Annotated in this window: 20 protein-coding genes, 4 tRNA genes and 1 pseudogene; 7 read left to right on the top strand and 18 right to left on the bottom strand. The window is 45.1% G+C overall.

The annotated features are described in order from the left end of the window. Positions 1-274 precede the first annotated feature (274 nt). From ABHC48_RS06170 to ABHC48_RS06120, 11 genes are all read right to left on the bottom strand, one after another. The gene (locus ABHC48_RS06170; protein ID WP_118578378.1) at positions 275-1,144 is read right to left on the bottom strand and encodes a YitT family protein; all 870 of its coding nucleotides are present in this window, start codon (positions 1,142-1,144) and stop codon (positions 275-277) included. A gap of 25 nt (positions 1,145-1,169) precedes the next feature. Beyond that, the gene (locus ABHC48_RS06165) at positions 1,170-3,341 is read right to left on the bottom strand and encodes a nitric oxide reductase activation protein (protein ID WP_243284462.1); all 2,172 of its coding nucleotides are present in this window, start codon (positions 3,339-3,341) and stop codon (positions 1,170-1,172) included. Next, positions 3,331-4,251, bottom strand: a complete 921-nt coding sequence (locus ABHC48_RS06160) for a MoxR family ATPase (RefSeq protein ID WP_118578362.1) — start codon at positions 4,249-4,251, stop codon at positions 3,331-3,333. The genes ABHC48_RS06165 and ABHC48_RS06160 overlap by 11 nt, the downstream gene beginning before the upstream one ends. A gap of 68 nt (positions 4,252-4,319) precedes the next feature. Next, positions 4,320-6,434, bottom strand: a complete 2,115-nt coding sequence (locus ABHC48_RS06155) for a glutamine synthetase III (protein WP_195699034.1) — start codon at positions 6,432-6,434, stop codon at positions 4,320-4,322. Between the two features lie 199 nt (positions 6,435-6,633). Continuing rightward, positions 6,634-7,527: a diacylglycerol kinase family protein gene (locus tag ABHC48_RS06150; RefSeq protein ID WP_118578363.1), complete on the bottom strand. Its 894-nt coding sequence runs from the start codon at positions 7,525-7,527 to the stop codon at positions 6,634-6,636. A gap of 206 nt (positions 7,528-7,733) precedes the next feature. Continuing rightward, positions 7,734-8,513 (bottom strand): tryptophan synthase subunit alpha, encoded by a 780-nt coding sequence (gene trpA / locus ABHC48_RS06145; protein WP_118578364.1) that lies wholly within the window; start codon positions 8,511-8,513, stop codon positions 7,734-7,736. Continuing rightward, positions 8,506-9,690 (bottom strand): tryptophan synthase subunit beta, encoded by a 1,185-nt coding sequence (gene trpB, locus ABHC48_RS06140; protein ID WP_195699076.1) that lies wholly within the window; start codon positions 9,688-9,690, stop codon positions 8,506-8,508. The genes trpA and trpB overlap by 8 nt, the downstream gene beginning before the upstream one ends. Positions 9,691-9,737: 47 nt before the next feature. Beyond that, positions 9,738-10,388, bottom strand: coding sequence for a phosphoribosylanthranilate isomerase (locus ABHC48_RS06135; protein ID WP_173718792.1), 651 nt, complete (start codon positions 10,386-10,388; stop codon positions 9,738-9,740). Between the two features lie 112 nt (positions 10,389-10,500). Further along, positions 10,501-11,298: an indole-3-glycerol phosphate synthase TrpC gene (trpC, locus tag ABHC48_RS06130; RefSeq protein WP_195699035.1), complete on the bottom strand. Its 798-nt coding sequence runs from the start codon at positions 11,296-11,298 to the stop codon at positions 10,501-10,503. A 142-nt stretch (positions 11,299-11,440) separates the two neighbouring features. After that, positions 11,441-12,454 (bottom strand): anthranilate phosphoribosyltransferase, encoded by a 1,014-nt coding sequence (gene trpD, locus ABHC48_RS06125; protein ID WP_195699036.1) that lies wholly within the window; start codon positions 12,452-12,454, stop codon positions 11,441-11,443. A 38-nt stretch (positions 12,455-12,492) separates the two neighbouring features. Then, on the bottom strand, positions 12,493-12,645 hold the full coding sequence (locus ABHC48_RS06120) for a DUF6783 domain-containing protein (protein ID WP_319017267.1): 153 nt from the start codon (positions 12,643-12,645) through the stop codon (positions 12,493-12,495). On the opposite strand from ABHC48_RS06120, the pseudogene ABHC48_RS06115 reads away from it, so the two are divergent. Further along, positions 12,583-12,729, top strand: a pseudogene (locus tag ABHC48_RS06115) (DUF6783 domain-containing protein); the annotation flags it as partial. The gene ABHC48_RS06120 and the pseudogene ABHC48_RS06115 sit on opposite strands and share 63 nt — an antisense overlap. Here the strand turns inward: ABHC48_RS06115 and ABHC48_RS06110 are convergent. The 4 genes from ABHC48_RS06110 to rhaD all read right to left on the bottom strand — a co-directional run bounded on the left by ABHC48_RS06110 (position 12,663) and on the right by rhaD (position 16,189). After that, positions 12,663-13,232 carry an aminodeoxychorismate/anthranilate synthase component II gene (locus tag ABHC48_RS06110; protein WP_118578370.1) on the bottom strand — a complete coding sequence of 190 codons (570 nt, stop codon included), beginning with the start codon at positions 13,230-13,232 and terminating at the stop codon, positions 12,663-12,665. The pseudogene ABHC48_RS06115 and the gene ABHC48_RS06110 sit on opposite strands and share 67 nt — an antisense overlap. After that, complete coding sequence (trpE, locus tag ABHC48_RS06105; protein WP_195699037.1) at positions 13,229-14,755, bottom strand: anthranilate synthase component I; 1,527 nt, start codon at positions 14,753-14,755, stop codon at positions 13,229-13,231. Before trpE ends, ABHC48_RS06110 begins: the two co-directional genes overlap by 4 nt. A gap of 275 nt (positions 14,756-15,030) precedes the next feature. Continuing rightward, on the bottom strand, positions 15,031-15,159 hold the full coding sequence (locus tag ABHC48_RS06100; RefSeq protein WP_272066912.1) for a hypothetical protein: 129 nt from the start codon (positions 15,157-15,159) through the stop codon (positions 15,031-15,033). A gap of 196 nt (positions 15,160-15,355) precedes the next feature. Beyond that, entirely contained in the window at positions 15,356-16,189 is an 834-nt protein-coding gene (gene rhaD / locus ABHC48_RS06095; RefSeq protein ID WP_118578371.1) for a rhamnulose-1-phosphate aldolase, read from the bottom strand. A gap of 516 nt (positions 16,190-16,705) precedes the next feature. On the opposite strand from rhaD, the gene ABHC48_RS06090 reads away from it, so the two are divergent. From ABHC48_RS06090 to ABHC48_RS06065, 6 genes are all read left to right on the top strand, one after another. After that, positions 16,706-16,778 (top strand) — tRNA-Val (locus ABHC48_RS06090). An 18-nt stretch (positions 16,779-16,796) separates the two neighbouring features. Beyond that, positions 16,797-16,870: transfer RNA gene (locus ABHC48_RS06085), tRNA-Met, on the top strand. Positions 16,871-16,930: 60 nt separating this feature from the next. After that, a tRNA-Met gene (locus tag ABHC48_RS06080) sits at positions 16,931-17,004 on the top strand. A gap of 60 nt (positions 17,005-17,064) precedes the next feature. Next, positions 17,065-17,138: transfer RNA gene (locus ABHC48_RS06075), tRNA-Met, on the top strand. A 187-nt stretch (positions 17,139-17,325) separates the two neighbouring features. Then, positions 17,326-18,018, top strand: a complete 693-nt coding sequence (locus tag ABHC48_RS06070) for a hypothetical protein (RefSeq protein WP_195699038.1) — start codon at positions 17,326-17,328, stop codon at positions 18,016-18,018. A 52-nt stretch (positions 18,019-18,070) separates the two neighbouring features. Then, entirely contained in the window at positions 18,071-19,624 is a 1,554-nt protein-coding gene (locus ABHC48_RS06065; protein ID WP_195699080.1) for a hypothetical protein, read from the top strand. An 82-nt stretch (positions 19,625-19,706) separates the two neighbouring features. Here ABHC48_RS06065 and ABHC48_RS06060 read toward each other — a convergent pair whose 3' ends face one another. The 3 genes from ABHC48_RS06060 to ABHC48_RS06050 form a co-directional block, all read right to left on the bottom strand. After that, positions 19,707-20,855, bottom strand: coding sequence for a hypothetical protein (locus tag ABHC48_RS06060; protein WP_195699039.1), 1,149 nt, complete (start codon positions 20,853-20,855; stop codon positions 19,707-19,709). Then, the gene (locus tag ABHC48_RS06055; protein WP_118581320.1) at positions 20,848-21,357 is read right to left on the bottom strand and encodes a sigma-70 family RNA polymerase sigma factor; all 510 of its coding nucleotides are present in this window, start codon (positions 21,355-21,357) and stop codon (positions 20,848-20,850) included. Before ABHC48_RS06055 ends, ABHC48_RS06060 begins: the two co-directional genes overlap by 8 nt. A gap of 263 nt (positions 21,358-21,620) precedes the next feature. Further along, positions 21,621-25,418, bottom strand: a complete 3,798-nt coding sequence (locus ABHC48_RS06050) for a phosphoribosylformylglycinamidine synthase (RefSeq protein WP_118581142.1) — start codon at positions 25,416-25,418, stop codon at positions 21,621-21,623. Positions 25,419-25,619: the final 201 nt, after the last annotated feature.

The raw sequence follows: 25,619 nt of genomic DNA, 5'->3' as shown, positions 1-25,619 counted from the left end.
TATAACCGGCATGAATCGCTGTCCATTAGTGCCAAAATTCGCGGTCTCAAATCTGTAATATTGCACAAAACCTCAGACAGTCTTAGGAAAATCTACTGATTCCAAAAATCTATGAACCTATTTTAATACAAAATCACCAAAAAAGGAAGAGGAAAGTAGAAAAAATTTACAAATTTCCAGCAATTTTTTTTAACTTTTTCTATATCACTCCAATTTCAAGCCCTATTTTTCCCCTTTTTGCGGTGCACAAAAGGCTTTGGTAAAGTTTTTCTTTTTACTTACGTTCAATAAATCCCTCACCATGGACTTCACGCACGTCAGACACGATCACAAAAGCATCCGGGTCAATATGGTCTACCAGCTCTTTCAATGCCACGATCTCCTTGCGTCCCACAACGCAGTAAAGAAGCAGCTTGTCCTGGCCGGAGTACATTCCCTTTCCGTGGATTCCGGTCACGCCACGATCCAGTTTGTCCATGATTTCTTTGGAAATCTCGTCAGGCTTGCTGGTAATGATATACGCCTGTTTTGAAAATTTCAGACCTTCGATCAAGCTGTCAGATACCTTTGTTACAAGATAAACGGCGATGATGGCATAAAGTGCTTTCTGCACGCCGAACACATACATACCCACAAGTACAATGGCTCCGTCAATAAACTGCATGATCTGGGCAATGGAGTAATGACGGAGCTTCCGCTGCAGCAGTGCCGCCATCATGTCTGTGCCCCCGGTAGTTCCTCTTCCCAGAAACACAAGTCCGATTCCAATCCCCTGGATTACACCACCATAAACGGCTGCCAGCAAAAGATCATTTCCTGCAATATCAAATGCCGGAAGAACCGCCAGCCAGAATGACAGGCAGATTTCTCCCACCAGTGCCCTTTTCACAAACTGGAATCCACTGAGCTTCATTCCGATCAGAAACAGCGGGATATTCAGACTTAAGTTTGTGATCCACAGTGGGATGCCTCCCGGCACGACTCCCTCCGTCCACTCTTTTACCAGGATCGCAATACCGGAAAAGCCTCCGGTTACCATACCGGACATATCGAAAACACTGTTTATGGCAGTTGCCATAAGGGCTGTACCCACAATGATCATCAGGTAGTCCAGGAAGGCAGCTTTTTTGTTATTTTGGAACATGGCGTTACCTCCGTATTCTGCTTTCTTATTCATCATCCTCCAATTGCTTTGTAAGATATCTTCCAACGATTTTGGAAAATCCGGTAATATTCCGGATATATGCAAAATCCTTTCCAAAAATCTTCTTCTCCGTCGCCAGATCTTTCTCTTCCCCGGCGAAAACACCCAGCACGCTCACTCCCTGGCTGCGCAGCTTACGGATCTGGGCTGCAGTGTCAGTAATTGCGTACTTCCCATGATACGGTGCCGGATTCTTCGCATTGGGACGATTGACAATAACATCGTAAGGACGTCCATCACTGAGAATGATCAGAATCTTTTTCTCTTCCTCCCGGTTCAGCAGGCCGTATCCTGCTGCCCGGATGGCAAGTCCGTCACGGTTGTTGGATGATGTTACATAGTTAAATATATTTTCATTTGCACTTCTTGGGTCGTCATATTCTCTGAAGCGATGGAGAATGGTATAGTCCCAGAAAGTGCAGTAGCTCATCACTCTGTGGGGCAGCTCTGCATTGCTAAGTGCCTCGCTGATAATGTAGGCCTGCAGCGCTACCTCGCCCTGGCGGCTCATCTGGGAACCACTGGCATCGATCAGCACATCTACCACAAAATCAGAAGAATCTCCCTTCAATTCCCGCTTAAAAACCTGTGCATCACTGCTTCTTCCAAGCCGCCACAGCCTTGATGGAACAATCATTCCTCTGTCTGAAAGAATCTCCTGATTTTCACTTTTGATGACCAGTGACTTTTTCAGCATTTCTGTGAGTAGGGCGATATTCCGCTTCACAATGCGGTGTTTGTCATGATAAAGCCAGATATTCTTATTTTTCAACCTTTTTGCATATTCATACTGGTAATTTCGTTTTACCGGACTTTTCAGAATCCCCTCAGTAAAATACAGGCTACAGTCGCTGTGGATGTCACGGCACATCAGCTGGTTCATCCGCTTCTCTTCCAGCTCGCTCAGATACGTTTTTCCAAAATTCAGCTCTACATAGGTGTGGGCTTTTTCCAAAGCCTCCTGAGGCAGAACTGTAATTTTCTGTTTCGACTGCCGTTCCTCTTCCATCTCCCGAGTGACATCCGCATTCTCCATGCCCGCCACATTGGAGGTAAGCTGCTCCATATAGCTTTCCAGTGCGTCCTCATACATTTCTTCGGAAAGATAGTCATGCCAGTCGAACTCCGTCAGATCCTCCATAGTGACAGCAAGCACCTGCTCAAGTGTTGCCTTTTTGGAAAAATCAGGGTCAGCGACTTCATTGTATACAGTATCTATGATGCGGATTAAAGACATTGTATCCGTAGTCTCTGCTGCGCTGGAGATTAAATCAATATAGTGATAGATTCCTTTGTATTTTCTATTTTTTTGTTTGTTTTCTGTTATATTTGTTATAGTTTTGTTTGATGCATCTGCATTTCCTGCTATTCTCCCATTCGATACATCCGCATTTCCTGTTATTATTCCATTGGATACATCCGTATTTTCCACACTATCCGCCGATTTTTCCTCACTTCTGGAATCATCCTGCAGATTCTTCTTTTTCAAAGAAGTATTTCCACCTCTGTCAATCCGCCTTCTCAGCAGATTCACTCTCAGATAGCCCAGCTTATCTGCTGCCGACGGCATAGTCTCATATTCCTGATCCAGTATGTCCTCGCAGGCTTTCCTCTGCATCTCCCAGATCCCAGGGCGCTGTTCACAGATCCGTTCTCCGATGGCTTCTTCAATACAGAGCTGCGAAACAAAGGTAAGCGCAGCTTCATCCGCGCCCATGAAGATTTTTTTCACCAGATACATTCCCAGAAAATCTTTATCGAAGAATTTCGCCAATGCGCCCTGCTTGATTCCATCATACAATGCAATATCCTTTGACCTGAGGAACAGGGAAACATCCGGCTTCATCTGCTGGGTGTAGTCCCCACTGATGGTCCAGAGCAGATTTCGGATACGGTTTTCCAGCTCTAATTGATAATCCTGGAGATTCAGTTCTTCACAGTTATCCTCTCTTGCCTGAAAATTTTCGCTTTTCTCCGCTACAGGTACTTCCATTGAAACTTTTTCTGATTTCTTATCCCCAGCTGCAATTTTAATTTTTTCTTTCCCAATAGCTGATTTCTTCAAAAATTCCTCTGCATCTTCAAGATCAACCAATTTGGCAGAAATTTTTAAAGATTCGTTTTCTTTATTCTCCATAAACATCTTCCCGGGTCCAGCCCTGTGGAATTCTGGTTCGCACCACATCCTCCACGATTTCCTTCTCAAACACATCAAATGTTTTATTCACAATGCCCATGCGTACCGCCTGCCATGGGGAAAGCCCGGTACGCACGATCTTCATGGCAGCAAGCAGGCCGCGAAGATCCAACGGCTTTGTGGAAATTTCACTGTTCATGGATTTCTGCTGCAGATCCAGAAATACTCCCATAAACTGCTCCACAGCCTCTTTCTTTGCATCAGGGAACATCCTGTTGAAAATAAAACCAAGCGTTTCCTCATTCTGCGCCGGCATGTCGATCACCAGGAAACGGGAAACCAGAGCCTCATTCAGCTCCTTGGTTCCGGCATACCCGTAATTCATGGTTCCAATAAATCTTGCCGCCGGGTGAAGGTCTATTTTGTCATATCCTGGCACATCAATGGACCGGCGGTAATCCAATGTGGCGTGAAGTACAGAAACCGCATCATTCTTCGCCATATTGATCTCATCCAGAATACCGAATCCGCCTTCCTCTGCGCACTGGTAAATACTTCCCTTACGCAGCTTCACCTGATTATCCACGAAAGTATCTGTTCCAATCAGGTCACCGCTGTTTGTATTCACATGGAAGGACACGTTATACACCGGTCTCCCGAAAATATATGCCAGATTCTCTGCCAGCACATTCTTTCCCGTAGCCTTCGGTCCTGCCAGAAGCAGATTCTCCTGCTCCAGCACCGCTGCCATGGCCATCTCCAATGTTTCCTTCCCATAAAATGGCAGCGCCGGCTTTATCCGTCTGTGCTTCGCTTCCTCTGAAACACCATATTCCTGTCGAAACTCTTCCGCCGCCTTAATAAGCGCCGCACTGACGCCTTGTTCCTCTAAAAAATCAAATTCACTCATCTTTTTCCTGCTTTCACTTTATCTCTTTAATAGAAAAGAGGACTGCGGCTACAGTCCTCCTGATCACTTTACGGCTCAAACACCAGATCTCCATAAGATGGCATCGGCCACATATCTTTATCCACTAACATTTCCAGTTCGTCAACCGGCTCTCTTAATTTCTCCATTGCCGGAACCAGTTTCTCTCTGCAGAACACTGCCCTGTCACGTCCTTCCGGATGCGTCTCGATCTGATCTACCAGCTTGCTCAGCTTATTCATGGTACTGTTCACTTCTTTCAGAAGCTTGCTTGCTTTCTTCAGAAGATCCATCTGAACGCTCACGTCAATTGGTCCAACTGCCTTCACCTGATTGATGGACTCTGCCAGTACAGTTGTATACTTGATAACTGCCGGAATGATCTGCTTGGTTGCCATGTCCACCATGGTTTTCGCTTCGATGTTAATTGCTTTCGCATAAATCTCATACTGGATCTCCGCTCTGGACTCCAGCTCAGTCTTTGTAAATACTCCAAATTCTCCGAACAGTTCTACAGCCTTATCTGTAGTAAGTGCCGGAATGGCATCTACCATAGATGGCAGAACAGGAAGTCCGCGGCGGCGTGCCTCTTTTTCCCATTCAGGAGCATAGCCATTGCCGTTAAATACGATTCTCTGATGCTTGGTAGCATATTCCTTGATCAGATCATGGACTGCCAGATCAAAGTCTTCTGCGCTCTCCAGAACATCGCAGGCTTCCTTAAACGCCTCAGCAGTAATGGTATTCAGCACCACATTGCATGCGGAAATGGAATCCTTGGAACCAACCATACGAAACTCGAATTTATTGCCGGTAAAAGCAAAGGGTGAAGTACGGTTACGGTCTGTAGCATCCTTCATGAAATCCGGAAGCGTCTTAACGCCTGTATCCATTTTCTCCCCGGTCTTACTTCTTGTAGCAGTACCAGTGCTGATCAGCTGCTCCAGCACATCCTCAAGCTGCTCTCCAAGGAAAACCGAAATAACAGCTGGCGGAGCCTCATGACCGCCAAGGCGCTTGTCATTTCCAACATCTGCTGCGGACTCACGAAGAAGATCTGCATGCTTGTCAACTGCTTTCAGGATACAGGTCAGAACCAGAAGGAACTGAATGTTCTCATGTGGTGTCTTACCCGGCTCCAGAAGATTAATTCCGTCATCAGTAGTCAGGGACCAGTTATTGTGCTTACCGGAACCATTCAAGCCTGCAAAAGGTTTCTCGTGAAGCAGACAGCGCATGCCGTGACGGCTTGCCACCTTTTTCAGGATACGCATCATGATCTGGTTGTGATCTGCTGCAATATTAACAGGTGCATAGATCGGCGCAAGCTCATGCTGTGCCGGTGCAACCTCATTGTGCTGGGTCTTGGCTGTAACTCCCAGCTTCCAGCACTCTTCATTTACTTCTTTCATATATGCGGAAACTCTCTGACGGATGGTTCCGAAATAATGGTCATCCATCTCCTGTCCTTTCGGAGGCATGGCTCCGAAAAGAGTGCGTCCGGTGTAAACCAGATCCTTTCTCTGCATATATTTCTCTTTATCAACAAGGAAATACTCCTGCTCTGCACCAACAGATGGTGTCACCCGTTTGGAGGTCGTATTTCCGAAAAGTCTGAGAAGTCTTAACGCCTGTGTATTGATGGCTTCCATAGAACGAAGAAGCGGTGTCTTCTGATCCAGCGCTTCTCCTGTATAGGAACAGAAAGCGGTAGGAATGCATAAGGTTCCACCTGCTGCATCATGTCTTACAAAAGCCGGTGAGGTACAATCCCATGTTGTATAGCCTCTTGCCTCAAAGGTGGCACGAAGTCCGCCAGATGGAAAAGAAGATGCATCCGGCTCTCCCTTGATCAGCTCTTTACCAGAAAAGCTCTGAAGGACTTTTCCATTCTCCATAGGTGCGGTGATAAATGCATCGTGCTTCTCTGCAGTTACGCCTGTAAGGGGCTGAAACCAGTGACTGTAATGAGTGGCACCCTTCTCGATGGCCCATTCCTTCATCTCGTGGGCAACCACATCTGCAACCTCCATGGAAAGCTCCTTGCCCTCTTCAATGGTTTTCTTCAGTTCTTTGTAAACCTTCTTCGGCAGACGGTCCTGCATGACGGAATCATTGAATACATCACATCCGAATAATTCCTTCACATTAACATAATCTCCCATTGTTCCTCTCCTCTCGTTCATCTCGCTGCTTATTTCCCCAGGCTGCCATTTATCTGCGGTACCTTCTCTCCATAAACAACGATTCATCACACATTACTGGTTCTTATTTTTTCACATGTAAGCACTTAATGCTTTCACAGGTGCAAGGCAAAAAACGCGCAAAAATTCTCTCTGATGATACCAGCCGGTCTCACCCTGTTTACTTGTCGCTCTTCAGGCAAAGATTCAGTGCCTGCTGCAGATTCTCAATCTCTACCAGCCTTGGGCTTCCGCCGTACTCACCATCCAGTGTCCATGCTACTTCTTCCTCTGCTTCTACTGTAAGCTTCCGGGCCTTGAAAGAATAGATCAGGTCAGAATTGTCCTCCATGTTGAGAAGATTCCGGACAATCTCCTGCATTTCCAGCGGGTTCTTAGGCTGTACGATCAAAGTGACCTCAAAAAGGCCGTCGTTCATATCCACATCCTTGGTCAGGTTCTTAAATCCGCCCACAGATCTGGAATTGGTGACCATGCCGTAGATAAAATTATCTTCGATCACACCATTCTCTGTTGTCACTTTCATATGGTAAGCCTTGATATCCAGAAGTCTCTTGGCACCTTCCAGGACATAAGCAAGATGACCCAGAATGTTCTTCAGATCCTGACTTGTCTCATAAGACACATCTGTAAAAAGACCAAAAGCAGCTACATAGGCAAAAGTCTGGCTGTTAAATCTGCCTACGTCGCATCTGTAAATCTCTTCCTTCATGATCATAGATGCCGCATCCAGCATATTTTTCGGCATAAAAAGGCTGTTGGCAAAGTCATTGGTGCTTCCTGCCGGTATGTATCCGACCGGAACCTTGCTTCCCACCTCGGTAATTCCTGTAACCACTTCATCCAGCGTGCCGTCACCGCCGCTGCAGACGATCAGATCCACCTTGTCTGCATATTTCTTCACCTGTTCATAGGCATCCTTCGGGGCCTGAGTTGCGCGGATGATCACCTCATAACCGCCTTTATTAAAGATATCTACTATATCCATCAGAGATGTCTTGATCTTGCCCTTCCCTGCTTTGGGATTAAAAATAAATACCAGTTTTTTCTCCAACTTCATTCCTCTTTTTCATTACCATTTATTTTACACATAAAATTAATTCACATATGATACTATAAAAAAAAGAGGGCAAAATGTCAACGCTTTTGCCCTCTTTTATAGTCTTTTTAGAATTAAAACAAGCTAAATTTTTTTGGTCTGTTCTGCTTATTTTTGGAAAAACTGAAGCATTTCTTTTCCATTTTTTATATTCTTCCTGCTTAAGCCTCACGCACAGCGTCTTTCATAGACTTTACATAATCCTTTACATATGGGACGCAGTTTTCTCCATGTGCGGCACAAATTTTCACAATGGCGGAGCCTACAATCGCACCGTCAGACTGGGCAGCCATTTTCTTTGCCTGCTCCGGGGTGGAGATGCCGAAGCCTACTGCACAGGGAATGTCCTTTGCAGCTTTTACCAGCTTCACCATTGCTCCTATATCGGTGGTGATCTGGGTTCTGGTTCCGGTTACGCCAAGGGAGGAAACGCAGTATACGAAGCCATTTGCCTCTTTTGCAATCCGGGTGATCCGATCGTGGGATGTGGGGGCAATCAAGGAAATCAGCTCCAGACCATACTGTTTGCAGACCACGTCGAACTCCTCTTTTTCCTCAAAAGGTACATCAGGAAGAATCAGTCCATCCATTCCAATTTCTGCTGCTTTCCTGATGAAACGCTCTGTTCCATAGGAAAAAACAACGTTTGCGTAAGTCATAAATACCATTGGGATACTGGTTTTTTTACGGATTTTTACCACCATGTCAAAGATCTTGTCTGTGGTTACTCCGCCGCTCAGTGCACGCACATTGGCTTCCTGGATCACAGGACCTTCTGCTGTCGGGTCGGAAAACGGGATTCCAAGCTCAATAAGGTCTGCGCCTGCTTCCTCCATTGCATAGACAAGCTGCTCGGTGATCTCCAGAGATGGATCTCCGCAGGTGATAAATGGGATAAATGCTTTTCCTTTTGCAAATGCTTCTGAAATTCGGTTACTCATGGATATCCTCCCCTCTGTATCTTGCGATTGCTGCACAGTCTTTGTCACCCCTGCCGGAAATGGTAATGACTACGCACTGATCCTTGCCCATCTGGGGCACGATTTTTCTTGCATAGGCAACAGCGTGGGCGCTTTCAATGGCAGGAATGATTCCTTCTGTTTTGGAAAGATATTCAAAGGCTTCTACTGCTTCTTCATCTGTTACAGGTACATACTGGGCACGACCAGTGTCGTAAAGGTGGGCATGCTCCGGTCCGATTCCCGGATAATCCAGTCCTGCGGAAATAGAGTAAACCGGCGCGATCTGTCCGTACTCGTCCTGGCAGAAATAGGATTTCATTCCATGGAAGATTCCAAGTCTGCCAGTGGCAATGGTGGCTGCGGTCTCTGCAGTATTTACGCCACGGCCTGCTGCCTCGCAGCCGATCAGCTGTACATCTTTGTCTTCAATAAAGTGGTAAAAGGTTCCGATGGCATTGGAACCGCCGCCTACACAGGCAAGGACTGCATCTGGAAGCCTGCCTTCTTTTTCCAGCATCTGTTCTTTGATTTCTTTGGAGATAACTGCCTGGAAATCGCGGACAATGGTTGGGAAAGGGTGAGGGCCCATAACGGAGCCCAGTACATAATGGGTATCTGCTATACGGTTGGTCCATTCACGCATGGTCTCGGATACGGCATCTTTCAGGGTGGCAGTTCCGGAGGTTACAGGATGAACTTTTGCTCCAAGGAGACACATCTTATATACATTTAATGCCTGGCGCTCGGTGTCTTCTTTTCCCATGAATACCTCGCATTCCATTCCCATAAGGGCTGCTGCTGTGGCTGTGGCTACACCATGCTGTCCTGCTCCAGTTTCCGCGATGACACGGGTTTTGCCCATTTTTTTGGCAAGAAGCACCTGACCTAAGACGTTGTTGATCTTGTGGGCGCCGGTGTGGTTTAAGTCTTCTCTTTTTAGATAAACCTTTGCGCCGCCAAGGTCTTCGGTCATGTGAGCTGCGTAGTAGAGGCGGGATGGTCTTCCTGCATATTCATTTAAAAGTTCTGTAAGCTCCCGGTTGAATTCCGGGTCGTCTTTATAGTGGTTGTATGCTTCTTCCAGTTCGATCACCGCGTTCATCAGGGTTTCGGGGATATACTGGCCGCCGTGGATTCCAAATCTTCCGTTTGACATAGTGTTGGTTCCTTTCGTTTCGCTGTTTTGTATATGAATTACTTTTTTCACTCTAAATCTGCTTCTCGCTCTTTTCTGTATGCTTCCAGTGTATTAATCTGCTTCAGCATACGGGCAATCTGCTGTATTTTCGCCCGGTCTTTTCTTCCATCGGTTTCCAGGCTGCTGCTCAGGTCTACAGCCCATGGGTGTAAGGTTCCGATGGCGCTGCGGAGGTTTTCGGGACCGATTCCTCCGGCAAGGAAGAATGGGCGACGGACTGGGGGAACCAGGGTCCAGTCGAAAGGTTCGCCGGTTCCTCCTGCGCCCTGGTCTAAGAGGATGTAGTCGGCAGGGCTTCGAAGGGCCCGCTGTACATCTTCGGGTGTTTTTATGGAAAAGGCCTTGATGACAGGCTTTCCAGTCATATTCTGGATTTTTTCGATGTAGTCTTCGTCTTCATCCCCGTGAAGCTGGGCTGCCCATAGGGTGCCATCTCTTAATAAGGAAATGGGGAGTTCCGGGGCAGCGTTTACGAATACACCTACGGGAAGGATTTCCTTGTCCAGTCCCTTAACCAGGACTTTGACCTGTTCTGCCGTAAGGCTTCGTCTTCTTCCTGGAACTTCAATTATGAATCCCGCAAAATCCGGTTTTGCTCCATTTACGGCTTCAATATCCTCTTTGCAGGTCAGACCGCAAATTTTTAATTTTGCCATACTGTTTCGTTCCTTTTCTTTAATTTTTTATTTTCCAACTATTTTATCAGCACATTGTACATCTTAGATTGCCAGAGCGTGCATGGAATATCACTTATCACCATGAGTCAGCTCAGACAATCCCTGCATTTAATGCCCCAAGTGCCGCTTTCTTGTCAGGGCTGCGCATTAAGGTCTCCCCGATCAGGACTGCATCTACTTTGTTTTCATATAATATACGGATATCCTCCGCTGTCTTAATACCACTTTCGGAAACAAACACCGTATCAGCAGGTGCCATGTTCCGCAGTCTGATACTGTTTCCCATATCAACGGTAAAATCATGGAGATTCCGGTTGTTCACTCCCACGATTTTTGCTCCAAGATTCAAAGCACGGTCCACTTCCCACTGATCATGAGCTTCTACCAGAGCATCCAGCCCCAGCTCCTGTGCCAGTTCCCCAAAGGCTTTTAACTGGCTGTTATCAAGAATCGCACAAATCAGAAGTACAGCGGAAGCCCCAAATGCTTTTGCCTGGTAGAGCATGTACTCATCTACTGTAAAATCCTTTCGAAGCACCGGAATATTCACTGCCTGGGAAATTTCCTGCAAATACCTGTCTGCGCCCTGGAAATAAAAGGGCTCTGTGAGACAGGAGATTGCAGAAGCACCGGCCTGCTCATATTCCTTTGCAATGTCCAGATAAGGAAAATCTGGTGCGATCAATCCTTTTGAAGGAGACGCTTTTTTTACTTCACAGATGTAAGACATTCCCGGCTTTTTTAATGCCTCCAGAAAAGAGATTTTTTCCTCGGCATGTTTCGCCAGATCGGAATTCTGCTGTGAGATAAGTTCCCTTAATGGGAATTTAAATTTTTCCTCCGCAATACGCTCTTTTGTGCGCGCTGCTATCTCGTTTAAAATACTCATTCTATCTCCTGTAAAACTCTCTGTGATGTCATTCTCTCTTGTCGTCATCTTTATCCAAATGAGTTATATTGTTATTTTTTTCAGTGCTATTTTGTTTTGTGATGTGATTATTGTTATTTTTGTTATTATTTGTGTTTATTTTTCACTCTTGATTACTCTTTTGTATAAATTCTTCCAGTTTCTTCAGGGCAGCCCCGCTGTCGATCAGCTGCTCTGCCATCTTCACACCTTCTTCAATGGAAGCTGCTTTGCCTGCAATATAAAGTGCGGCACCAGCATTCAGGCAAACTGCATGACGTTTCGCACCTGTCTCTTTGCCTTCCAGAATTGCTTTTGTGATTTCGGCGTTCTCCTGCGGGGTTCCTCCCTGAAGCTCCTCTTTTGTGCAGCGCTCATAGTCAAACTGCTCCGGAGTGAGTACATAGGATGTAAATTTGCCATCTTTGATCTCACATACAGAAGTCGGTGCACTCATGGAAATTTCATCCAGACTGTCCTGTCCAAAGACAACCATTCCTCTTGTTACTCCAAGATTTGCCATAACCTGCGCAAGAGGCTCAACAAGGGCTTCATCATAAACACCCATCAGCTCCATATTGGCGCCAGCCGGGTTGCTTAACGGTCCAAGAATATTAAATACAGTACGGATTCCCAGCTCTTTACGGATTGGAGCCACATACTTCATTGCAATGTGATAGTTCTGGGCAAACAGGAAGCAGATTCCGATTTTTTCCAAAAGCTCCTGGCTTTTTTCCGGTGGAATTGTGATCTTAACGCCCAGAGCTTCCAGCACATCTGCGGCTCCTGATTTTGAAGAAGCAGCTCTGTTTCCATGCTTTGCTACCGGTACACCTCCTGCTGCGATCACAAGGGAGGCAGTAGTGGAAATGTTAAAGGAATTGGAGCCGTCTCCACCAGTACCTACGATTTCCAGTACATCCATGTTATGAAGCAGCTTGATGCAGTGTGCTCTCATGCCTGCCGCGGAAGCGGTAATCTCATCAATAGTTTCCCCTTTCAATGCCAGAGCAGTCAGATAGGCTGACATTTGTACCGGAGTAGCTTTTCCGCTCATAATCTCGTCCATTACCTCTTCTGCTTCCTGATAGGTTAAGTTCTGTTTCTTCGATAATTTGATAATACTTTCTCTGATCATTTTTTCTGCTCCTCTCTGATGTTGTCCTTTATAAATTGTCAAATCTGACTTGCGCTTCCAGAGCGTGTTTGAAAAATCATTCCCGCAATCTGCACGCCCCACTTTGCGGGAGATTTTGCCCGAATTCGGTTGCCGTAGCCCGCTACGGCGCCCTCATCCGGACAAAATCTCCCACAAATTGTGACGCACATCTTGCAGAAAGCCTTTTTCAAACACGCTCTAGAAAATTCTCAATCATCTTCCTTCCATCGGGAGTCATAACAGACTCAGGATGAAACTGTACACCATAAACCGGATATTCCTTATGCTCCACTGCCATGATTTCTCCATCTTCTGCTCTGGCTGTCACAACCAGCTCCTCCGGAAGAGTCTCTTCTATTGCTGCCAGGGAATGATATCTTGCTGCCGGGAACTTTTTCGGGAGTCCCTTAAACAGGACATTGGAACCGCACTGGATCATCTCATCTCTTTTCCCATGCTTCAGTTCTTTTGCATAGGAAACCACTCCGCCAAAGGCTTCGCAGATGCTCTGATGTCCCAGACACACACCCAGAATTGGGATTTTTCCAGCGAACTCTTTGATCACCGGAATACAGATGCCTGCCTCCTCCGGTCTTCCAGGACCCGGGGAAAGAACAATTGCTTCCGGTGCCAGCTTCTCTATTTCTCCCAGGGAAATTTCGTCATTTCGAACCACCTGAATATCCGGATTAACGGACCCGATCAGCTGATACAGGTTATAGGAAAAGCTGTCGTAATTATCAATCAGTAAAATCATTCTAATCCCTCCTCTGCCTGGCTGATGGCCCTTACCACCGCTCTTGCCTTATTCTGGCACTCTTCAAATTCTTTTTCCGGTACGCTGTCTGCCACGATTCCGGCTCCCGACCGGATACAGATTTCATCTTTTTTCTTATATACCAGACGGATTGCAATGCACACATCCAGATTTCCTGTGAAATCCACATATCCGATTGCACCGCCGTAAATGCCTCTCTTGCTTTGTTCCAGTTCCTGAATGATCTGGCAGGCACGGAATTTCGGTGCCCCTGAAAGGGTTCCTGCAGGTAAGATGGCATCCACTGCGTCTATGGCATCTTTGCCCTTTTTGATAGTTCCTGTTACTGTGGAGCCCAGGTGCATGACACAGGAATAACGTTCCACAGTCAGGTATTTTTCCACTTTTACGCTGCCAAGCTCACTGATTTTTCCAATATCGTTTCTTCCCAGATCTACAAGCATGTTGTGCTCGGCAAGCTCTTTTTCATCCTGAAGAAGATCTGCTTCCAGGGCTTTGTCCTCTTCCGGTGTTTTTCCTCGCGGCCTTGTTCCTGCCAGTGGGAAAGTGCTTAACTTGCCATGCTCTAATTTCACCAGTGTCTCCGGGGAGGCACCTGCGATTTCAATGTCATCACTGGAAAAATAGAACATGTAGGGGGATGGGTTGGTAGCTCTCAGAACACGGTAAGTATCAAACAGGCTGCCCTCTGCTTTTGCCCTCATGGGGTTTGACAAAACCACCTGGAAAATATCGCCCTCGTGGATATAATGCTTCGCCGTTTCCACCATCTGGCAATATTTTTCTTTAACGAACTGAGGCTGGATTTCAGATTTAAGCCTGATCGGAGGAAAGATTTTTTTCTCACCCTTTTTGATCAGCTCTGTCATTTCTTCCAGTTTTTCACAGGCCTGTTTATAGGACTTTTCCAGATCATCTGTCATCACACCTGTAATAAGAAAAACCTTCTGACGGTAGTGGTCGAATGCGATCACATCATTAAACAGCATCAGATCCAGATCCCGAAAATCCTGCTGTTCCTTATCTTTTAGTTCCAGCTTGGGCTCACTGTATTTGATGTAGTCGTAGGAGAAGTAACCTACCAGACCGCCGGTAAATGTGGGCATATCGTCCATAACCGGACTTTTGTACTGACTGATGATTTCACGGATGGCATCGCCTGGATGGGCAACCTGTCGAACCTCTTCTGTACTGCTTTCTGTACTGCTTTCTGCAGCATTGCCGCTTCTACCAAAAGTTTCCGTCTTACTGGTTTTTCGAATTCGCAGGATTCCGTCTGTACAGGTGATTTCCATGGAAGGGTCATATCCCAGAAAAGAATACCTGCCCCACGCTTCGCTCTGGCTGGCGCTTTCCAGCAGATAGCAGTGATGACTCGCCTTTTGCAGAATCCGCATCATCTCTACTGGTGTGTAGCTGTCTGCGTATAACTCTTTGCAGATTGGAATTCTTTTGTAATCTCCTGTTGCCATTTCCCTGATTTTATCAAATGTTGGATACATAGAACACCTCCCGATTTATTTCCTGAACAGTGCACGCGCCGCATCCTCGCAGAGCGTTTTTAGGTGTAACAGGAACATTACGGAGTAATTTTCTAGTACACAAAAAACCCGTCCAGGACAGAATTTCCATATCTGTCAAGGACGGGTCTGAATATTCACCCGCGGTGCCACCTTGCTTCACGATAAAATCGTGCTCTTAACGGAATACCATCATATTCCTGACAACTGACGTATGTCCTACGTCGCATAATACTTGGCTTCTGCAGAATCTTCTTTCATGCTTCAATCAGATATGTCTGCATTTCTTCTGCACTCATTCTGCCTTTCCATGCGCCCTCAGCGGCCCATTTAACAAACTGCCTTACCGCCCGGCTCTCAGCCTCCCGGACTCTCTGTGGGTGCACGATTGTTTTTATTCCCGCTTCATCGGTTTAGTTCGTTGAATTGAATTTTTATTTAAAATAGCATACGGGCAATGAATTGTCAAGCAATTTTTTCATATTTTATAAACATTTATTAAAATTGATTTCCTCTAACGTAAAAAATCTGCCTGTGAATTTTCTCATCACAGACAGATCTCACATTATTATATTAATTTACTTACTGCTCTTTTTCATAAAGAAATTCTTCCGGTAAAGTAACATGAAAGTCTTTGGCTACTGCGCGGAAATCATCAGGAGTAATGGTCTGAAGCTTACGCGGTGCCATGGACATTACCTTCACCAGGATTTCCGCGGACTTCTCTACTGTATGGAGAAGGCCAAAGGTCAGGTCAAAGTCCTCACCGGAGCAGAACATTCCATGATGTGCCCAGATAACAACGTCATATTTCTTCATCAGCTCCGCTGTTTTTACTGCAATTTCTCTTCCGCCTGGTACCATCCAGCCTACAACGCCTACGCCATCTGGGAAAACAACCGGGCATTCTGTTGCAGACTCCCACAGCTCTCTTGTAAATACCTTGTCATCCAGTGGAAGGACAAAGGTTAATGCGATGGTGTTGGTTGTATGTGCGTGATAAATAACACGATGTCTGCCGTTTGTAAGCTTCTTTTTTACCTCATGATTCATAAGGTGGGTTGGAAGCTCGCTGGTTGGGCGGCCGCCTTCTACCAGTCCCCAGCGGATCCTGTAATTAACACCCTTGTCATCCAGTTCAATGATTGCAAGACATGCTTCCGGGTCAACTGCTATGTTTCTGAAATATTTGCCGCTTCCGGTTACTAGGAAAAACTCTCCTGCAAGTCCCGGCACCTCTGTGCCGATAGGCTGCCACTCACCTGGTGCATTCAGACGGGGACGGATCATTTCTACTTCTTCTGCTTTCAGACGATAGCTTAAGTTTCCGCCATTTCTCTCATGCCAGCCCTGCTGGAAACCATCGTCTGCCATTTTGATAAAGCCCTTCATAAATTTGGAATCTAAAATCTTCATACCATCTTCTCCTCTTCTATTTTTCGTATCGCCAACTGACGTTTCCTAATAGGAAAAACAATTGTCAGCTGATCGCAATTATGATCTCAGAGCGAGTTTGTAAGCCCTTTCTTATGAGACCATACGAATACGCTGCGTCCGTTCTTTTTCTTCTTGCAGGTATCCGGTATGCTTTTGTTTGTTCTTCTTGTTTACAGACTCAGTATAACACCAATTCTCATTTTGGAAAGAACCTTACTTGCCAAATTGTTTTCCGCTTTTTGCAAATAAGGACCCAAAATAAAAATTTCTGTTTCCAGAGCATGTTTGAGAAAGGCTTTCTGCAATCTGCACGCCCCACTTTGCGGGAGATTTTGCAAACAGGCTCTAGTTTTCTTTTTTTCCAATAAAATAGTAAAAAAATATAATTCTAAATTTTTTTGAAAAAATTTAAAAAAGTTGTTGACAATTTGCGACAGTTAATAGTATAATAGCAAAGCGAGCTGCGGAAGAGAAGATACTTCACAGTTTGTATATGGGGTCTTAGCTCAGCTGGGAGAGCATCTGCCTTACAAGCAGAGGGTCACAGGTTCGAGCCCTGTAGGCCCCATACTTATGAAATGAATATGGCGAGATAGCTCAGTTGGCTAGAGCACGCGGTTCATACCCGCGGTGTCGAGGGTTCGAATCCCCCTCTCGCTACTTTGCTGATAGTCTTTTATACGCACAGACTTTTCAGCAAAAGTTTTTTTAATTGAATATGGCGAGATAGCTCAGTTGGCTAGAGCACGCGGTTCATACCCGCGGTGTCGAGGGTTCGAATCCCCCTCTCGCTACTTTGCTGATAGTCTTTTATACGCACAGACTTTTCAGCAAAAGTTTTTTTAATTGAATATGGCGAGATAGCTCAGTTGGCTAGAGCACGCGGTTCATACCCGCGGTGTCGAGGGTTCGAATCCCCCTCTCGCTATTATAGATGTTGCAGATTGCAGCATCTATTTTTTTTATCTATCAGCGAAGCGGACCTGGAATGTCCGCTTCGCTACTTGCTCATGAACGCAGTCGCTTCGCGATCTGTCAGTGGGAGTTTTCAAGTCAAACGCCATAAAACTTGGCATGTATTTTTTCCAGTTAATAATTTTTAAAGGAGTAACTGCATGAATATTGACCCATCTATCCGTAAACTTCTTGATAATGAAGCTACCATCCACGAAGCTCAGATCCGCGCTTTGTTCCAGACTCTTGACCGCAGGTTTGGGCTTCGGGGAGCTTCTGTGCCTATCCGCTTTGGTTACGATGAGGCTGTACTTGGCTCTTATACACCTGCTTCTTCTCATGAAAAGGAAGGCTTCTATTTTTCCCTTCTGTTTATTGGTTATGCCGTAAAGAAGCCTCTTTCCAAAGAGGATCGCCTGGATCTTTATAAGCACGAATACGCCCATTATATGCAGTACAATATGAAAATACCGGCGCAGTACAACTGGCAAGCCGGGAAACACGGGAGCGCCTGGAAATACTGCTGTTCTCTTGTGGGCGCCGCGCCTACTCCCTATTATAGAATCGGAGAAAGCCTTCTGAAGCACGATTATGACAAAGCTCTGAAAAACCCTATTCACGACAAGACAGTTCCCATCCGGGACACCTACCGCCGTGAACAGGCCTACAAAAGCGCCAAACATAGCGAAATAAAATTCCAGGTAAACGATATGGTAACTCATCCCAAATTCGGAGAAGGCACTGTAGAGGAAATCGTACAGCTGTCCAATTCCGTCCGGCTGCATATCCGTTTTGCAGATGATGAGGTAAAAAAGATTGACCAGAAATGGCTGCTACGGTCTGGTCATAAATAGTTATATTTTTATAAAACCCAATAAACTTATCATATAAAAGGAGTAAAAAGCCATGAAAAAAAATCATCATCTACACCGGCAGATTCACCTCTGCCTCATTATTTTACTGCTTCTGTTTTGCAGTTCAAGCCAGGTATTTGCCGCAGCAAAGGTAAATGTGAAAAATACCAGGATTAAATTATCAGCCACAAAGCTTACCTATAATAAAAAGGTACAGCGTCCCAAAGTAAGAGTAACTTATAAAGGAAAAGTCTTGAAGGAAAAGAAAAACTATATTGTAAAGTACTCTAAAGGCTGCAAAAAAGTAGGAACTTACACGGTTCAGATTATTGGAAAAGGCACTTATACCGGTACTGCTAAAAAACAGTTTGTCATTTTACCGCCGAAAGCCCAGATCATGAATATCTATGCAAAAACAGCAGCTACAACTGTAGTAATAAAAAGACAAACCTCCCAGACCAGTGGTTACCAGCTGCGCTATGCCACTAATTCAAAACTAAAAAATGCCAAAACTATAACAGTCAAAGGTAACAAAAACAACACAATTTTTCTCAATGGCCTCCGTGCCGGGACTACATATTATATGCAAACCCGCACTTACATGACTGTTAAAGGAAAAAAATATTATTCCAAATGGTCTTCTACAGGCCATTGCACAACAAACAAAAAGACAAACAGTACCCACCAAAGTGCAACCCCTACCCCTACACCTACACCAACGCCTACATCCACACCGGTTCCTACACCCACACCGATTCCCAAAGCTGATCTGCCTGCACACGATAAAGAAGGAACTGCACCAGCTAAATATACATATGAAATTTATGGTCTGGACAAACAGAAGGCAGATATTTACACCGGTTGTCCCAAACCTTTTTTTATAAAGACAGACAATCCGGATCCGAACTCTTTTTCCTTGATTTTTAATGGAAATGACTCGCGGACCAGCGCATACAGAAGTGGTTCATCTCGTTTCTTTGATGATATTCCTTTAGAAAACAATGACTCAGGAACTACTTCATTAGAGAAAGTAAAAGGCGGTTATATCAAATACGCGATATTTTTCGAAGCAGGAACCAACACTGTAGAATTCAGGGAATATTCATTATCAGGTTATACGGTTGCAAATACAGTGACATTAAATGTTCTGGATTATAAACAGGCCAAAAACGCATGGATGATTGACATTATTAACAAAACTACAACTGCTGATATGACTCCTTTTGAAAAGATGGACGCTATAAGTGCCTACCTCAGAGAACCAGGCCGCTTTAAATATTTAACCAGATATAACGATCATACAGTCGATCTGGCAGCAGATCCCAATGAGCCATTTTTTGTAACTTACCGTTGGAACTCTAGCACATCACCGTCAGTTCTCGGTGAGTTCGCTGAATTAGTCGGTGGATTTGATGATATTCATTATTGCTTTGGTGATTATCCGGTTGGCTCTCCATCATGGTCCATATGGCATTATGTGGTAAAACTTACTATAGGAAATGAGACGCGAAACTACGCCGTTTGCCCAATGGGCTCAACCGGCAACGTTGAAGAAATCAAAATGATTGATTTTTCCGATCTGAGTAATATGCGAAAGTTCGGATAATCTTAATTTAACAAATCAAATAAGTCCCCATCCCACTGTTTTAATTGCAAAAAACAGTGAATGGGGACTTTTTTCGATTATTCTATTTCTTAAGCTTCATTTTTACCGGCTCATACGTGGTATTCGTTTCATAGTCATATCCCCGTATTCCGATTTCGTCGGCAAGGTCCGTTTTCTGATAGCTTCTCTGGAAGGTGGCTTCTTTTCCAACCTCTGCCACCTCTGAACCACCGCCAAGGTCGGAAAGCTGCCACAGATTTCCATTCAGATCCATTACGTCAAGGGAAATACTGTCGCACTCTTCTAAGAAGATGCAATGGATTGTGACGTAATCGCCCACTTCTGTTTCTTCTATATCTGCGGACAGGATCTTTACTTTTCCAGCTGCAGTTATCCCTTCACCATCCACAGGCACATAGGTCATACTTTTCCCCTGGCTCTTATCTTCCAGCTGGAAAGTAATATTTGTACGCATCACATCATCAACGCACTTAGCATCCGGAAGCGTGGCAGTTCCGATGCAGGAAATGGTAAGATTCTTACTCTCATTTGTCTTTACCGCGGAAGAATAGAAATCTACTACATCATCTTCCAGATTTCGATAATCTCCCACTGCTGTTTCAATGCCAAGATCTGAATCAAAATCAAAGCTGGCTCCAACCTTTACGATGATCAGCCCTTTTTCTGCGGCATATTCTCCTATTGTCTTGTCACTTTCAATTCCAAGATTTCTTACAGGATCCTCATTCATGGTGTCTTGTCCTGCCAGAAGATATTTGCCTCTTTCTTTCGCTGTGACTTCCACCACCACCTGGACACTGTTCTTATCACATAGGGCTTCCTTCACGGTGTAAGTGAGAATGGAATCGCCATCTTCCTGCTGCACCGGATCTTTTTCAATCAGCCCCTTGGCTTCTTCCGGCATCTTATTTCCAACTTCCTGAAAAAAACCGGAAATTCCTATATACTTCTCTGCTGCAAAAACAGTGGCACCAAATGCCATCACTGCCGCAAATGTCAGGATTAAACTGCGCTTCCAGTTTTTCCGTGTACCAATTTTTCCCATTCTGTCAGTGCCATTTATTACTTTTCCCGTTTTTTCTTCTTTCTGATACCCTCTATCGGACTCTGCCGAATTCTCTATCATTTCCAATGTCTCATCTACACGCCTGCGCACACATTCCGGCACTTCTGTTTCTTCTGAAAAAACATCAAACAATTTATCATCCATGAATATATCCTCCTTCATACTCTGCACGAAGCTGTTTTCTGGCTCTGGAGAGCCTTGTAAGCACTGTATTCTGGCTGATTTCCAGAAGAGCGGCAATTTCCTTTACACTAAGGGATTTGCTGTAATACAAAAGCATCACCACCTGGTACTTCTCTTCCAGGGATGCCAGGATTTCCTTCCACTCACAATCTACATAGCCTGATTCCTCGAAGATTCCCTCTTCCATTTCCATCGTAGGAAAAACACGGCCTTTATGCCGAAGCATTTCATTGCAGTTATTGATCAAAATCCGAATCATCCAGGTTTTGAAGTAAGAATCCTTTTTTAAAGTGGAAAGCTTCTCATAACACTTTAAAATCGTTTCCTGTATGGCATCTGCCACATCTTCGTCATTCTTCAGATAGGCCCAGGCTACTTTATACATGCTCTGGGTATTCATCCGGATGAGCTGTGCAAATGCACCGGAATCTCCGGATTTTGCCTTTTTCACCAAATTCTCCATAAGGTTTTTCGCTCCTTTTTGTGTTCTGCAGTACACGAAATCAATTGCTGTATTTCCTTTTACATACATTAGATGGAAATAGCCGGGAAAATATTTCATTAAAATCATTAAATATAGCGCAAGAACTATATTGATGGCAATGCATCTGCGGCGACGAAAATCAAAGTAATGAAGATACAAAAAATATCCTGGATAAGTTACAATGCGGAAAAAGCTTTGTACTTACCAGGATATTTCTTTTTTAACGTTTTATTTGCAACGTTTTATTTGAAGTACTCAACACCGGACTCAAAGATCTGAATATCCTGCTGTCCATAGATGTTGATTGCAACGCCATTGTCGCGGCGCTCGCTGTGTGCCATCTTACCAAGGACACGTCCATCCGGGCTTGTGATACCCTCAATGTTATAGGTAGATCCGTTGATATTGGATTCTTCGGACTGATCCAGCTCTCCGTTTGGATTTACATACTGGGTAGCTACCTGACCGTTTGCAAGGAGCTTAGCAAGCCATTCATCGTTTGCTACGAAGCGTCCCTCACCGTGGGAAGCCGGGTTGCAGTATACACCGCCAAGTGTGGCTTTCTGCAGCCATGGAGACTTGTTGCTTACAACCTTTGTGTAAACCATCTTGGAAATATGACGTCCGATGGTGTTATAGGTCAGTGTAGGAGAATCCTCTTTCTGTCCGCAGATCTCGCCGTATGGAACAAGTCCCAGCTTGATCAGCGCCTGGAATCCATTACAGATACCAAGTGCAAGACCATCTCTCTCATTTAACAGCTTCATAACAGCTTCTTTGATCTTTGCATTCTGGAAGGCAGTTGCAAAGAATTTCGCAGAACCGTCTGGCTCATCACCAGCGGAGAAGCCGCCTGGGAACATGATCATCTGTGCCTGATCAATGGATTTCTCAAATATTTCCACAGAATCACGGATATCCTCTGCACTTAAGTTCTTAAATACCTTAACGTCTACCTCAGCTCCGGCTCTCTCGAATGCCTTTGTACTGTCGTACTCACAGTTTGTTCCTGGGAATACAGGAATGAATACGCGAGGTTTTGCTACTTTATGCTTGCAGACATAAATATTCTTTGTATTATAAATACCATTCTCATAGGTTGCTTCCGGATCTGCTGTCTTTACAGCCATGGCAACTGGTCCATCGTTTTCTTCACCAGAGGTTGTCTTAAAGACCTTCTCCAGAGTGCCTGTCCATGCCTTGTAAGCCTCATCTACTGTGAGCTCAGCATTTCCATATGAGAATTTACCATTATCTGTTACTTCACCGATCACGGTATATGTGATAGAAAGCTGACCAACCTTTTCAGCCGGAACTTCCAGAACCAGATCGCCGAAGCCTGGTGCAAAGAAGTCTCTTGGATCCAGATTATGCTCGATCTTCACGCCCATTGCATTTCCAAATGCCATCTTGCTGACTGCTGCCGCAATACCGTGACGGTCAAGTGCATAAGCGGAAACCACTTTTCCAGCCTGCATATCATTGTGAAGCTTCTCATACTGCTCCATAATGCCTGTATAGTCTGGTAAATCGTACTGATCCTTGGGTGCACGAAGCCATACCAGTTTATTTCCAGCCTTTTTCAGCTCTGGTGTAATCACATCCTGAAGCTTGGCAACATCCACTGCAAAGGAAACCAGTGTTGGCGGAACATCAATGTCATTGAAGGTTCCGGACATACTGTCCTTACCACCGATAGACGGAAGACCGAAGCCCATCTGTGCTGCATAAGCACCAAGAAGTGCTGCAAATGGCTGGCTCCATCTCTTTGGATCCTCTGTCATACGACGGAAGTATTCCTGGAAGGTGAAGCGGATCTTCTTATAATCACCACCTGCTGCCACGATTCTTGCAACAGATTCTGTCACTGCATAAGCAGCTCCGTGATATGGGCTCCAGGAGGATAAGTATGGATCAAAGCCATAGCTCATCATAGTTACAGTATTAGTTGTTCCATTCTGTACAGGTACCTTTGCAACCATTGCCTGAGTCTCTGTAAGCTGATTTTTACCGCCATAAGGCATAAGAACGCTTCCTGCACCAATGGAGCTGTCAAACATCTCTACAAGGCCCTTCTGGGAGCATACATTTAAGTCTGCCAGTGTGGAAAGCCATTTTTCTCTTACATCGGCTACGTCCGGACGCTCTTCAAAAAGGTTGCCCTCTTTATTCGGGATTTCAACTTCTACGGTTGTCTCCTGATGTGCACCGTTGGTATCAAGGAATGCACGGGAAATATTTACAACCTCTTTTCCTCTCCAGGAAAGCACCAGTCTTGGCTCTTTTGTTACAACTGCAACCGGAACTGCCTCCAGGTTCTCTTCGTTTGCAAAACCAAGGAATTTCTCTACGTCTTCCGGAGCAACAACAACTGCCATACGCTCCTGGGACTCGGAAATTGCGATCTCAGTACCGTCAAGACCTGCATATTTTTTCGGAACTTTGTCAAGGTCGATCTGAAGACCAGGTGCCAGCTCTCCGATTGCTACGGATACACCGCCTGCACCGAAGTCGTTACATTTCTTAATGATATAGCTGACTTCCTCACGACGGAACATACGCTGGATCTTACGCTCTGTAGGTGCATTTCCTTTCTGTACCTCAGCGCCGCAGACCTCGATAGAAGCCTCTGTATGTACCTTGGAGGAACCGGTAGCACCACCGATGCCGTCACGTCCGGTACGTCCGCCAAGAAGGATGATGATATCTCCCGGATCAGAGTTCTCACGGATAACTGCACGTCTTGGAGCAGCACCCATAACTGCACCGATCTCCATACGTTTTGCAACGTAATTCGGATGATAGATTTCTTTTACATAACCGGTAGCAAGACCGATCTGGTTGCCGTAGGAGCTGTAGCCGTGGGCTGCGCCACGAACCAATTTCTTCTGCGGAAGCTTGCCCTTCAGAGTCTCTTTTACAGAAACAGTAGGATCTGCTGCTCCTGTTACACGCATTGCCTGATATACATAAGTACGTCCGGAAAGTGGGTCACGGATTGCACCGCCAAGACAGGTAGCTGCGCCACCAAATGGCTCGATTTCTGTCGGATGGTTGTGTGTCTCATTCTTGAAGTTGATCAGCCATTCCTCTTCTTTTCCATTTACATCAACCGGCACTACAATACTGCAGGCATTGATCTCGTCGGACTCTTCCTGATCCTGAAGCTTGCCTTCGGATTTCAGTTTCTTCATAGCCATAAGGGCAAGATCCATCAGGCAGACGAATTTGTCGTCCCGTCCCTTATAAAGGACTTCTCTGTCGGAAAGATATCTGTTATAGGTATCAACGATAGGAGTTTTATAATCACCTTCGTCAAATTTCACCTGTGTAAGCTCAGTGGAGAATGTGGTATGACGGCAATGATCAGACCAGTATGTATCCAGAACACGGATCTCGGTCATGGATGGATCACGTTTCTCCTCGTTCTTAAAATAGTTCTGAATATGAAGGAAATCCTTAAATGTCATAGCAAGGTTCAGGGAACTGTAAAGCTCTTTTAATGGTGCTTCCTCCATATCACGGAAGCCATCAAAGATCTTAACATCTTCCGGATCCTTGAACTCTGTAACCAGTGTCTCCGGCTTCTGAAGGCCTGTCTCACGGGAATCTACAGGGTTAATGCAGTGATTCTTGATTGCCTCGAATTCTTCCTCTGTAATGTCACCTTCGATCACATAAGTAGTTGCTGAACGGATAATTGGCTGTGCATTTTCGTCCAGGAACTGTACGCACTGTACAGCGGAATCGGCTCTCTGGTCAAACTGGCCAGGAAGGAATTCTACAGAAAAAATATGTGCGCCATCTGCTGCCTCGAATTTCTCCAGGTAAAGGTCATCTACCGGAGGCTCGGCAAACACGGTATGGCATGCTTTTTCAAATACATCATCAGAAATATTCTCTACGTCATAGCGGATCAGTTCCCGCACGTTTGTTACAGTCTGAATGCCCAGATAAGAGCTGATCTCATGCTTCAGTTCTTTGGCTTTTACGGCAAAGGATGGTTTCTTTTCTACGTATACTCGTCTTACGTTACTCATTGGAAAACTCCTTTCGTGAATGTGAAATCGTAGTGTGGTGTGCTTTTTCATTTTGAAAAAATTGGATGACTGCGCAAAACTGCATCCATTCTTGCACATTTTCGTTTATTATAGTATCATAGGTTTTATCATAAGTAAAATTAATATATCTTATATTTTTTATTACTATTACTTCTATATGTAAATAAACATGGCTCATCA

Origin of the sequence: Ruminococcus sp. 1001136sp1, from assembly GCF_039841815.1 — a bacterium.
In the GTDB taxonomy this organism is placed as follows: domain Bacteria; phylum Bacillota; class Clostridia; order Lachnospirales; family Lachnospiraceae; genus Blautia_A; species Blautia_A faecis.
This window is presented reverse-complemented; position numbering and strand designations above follow the sequence as displayed.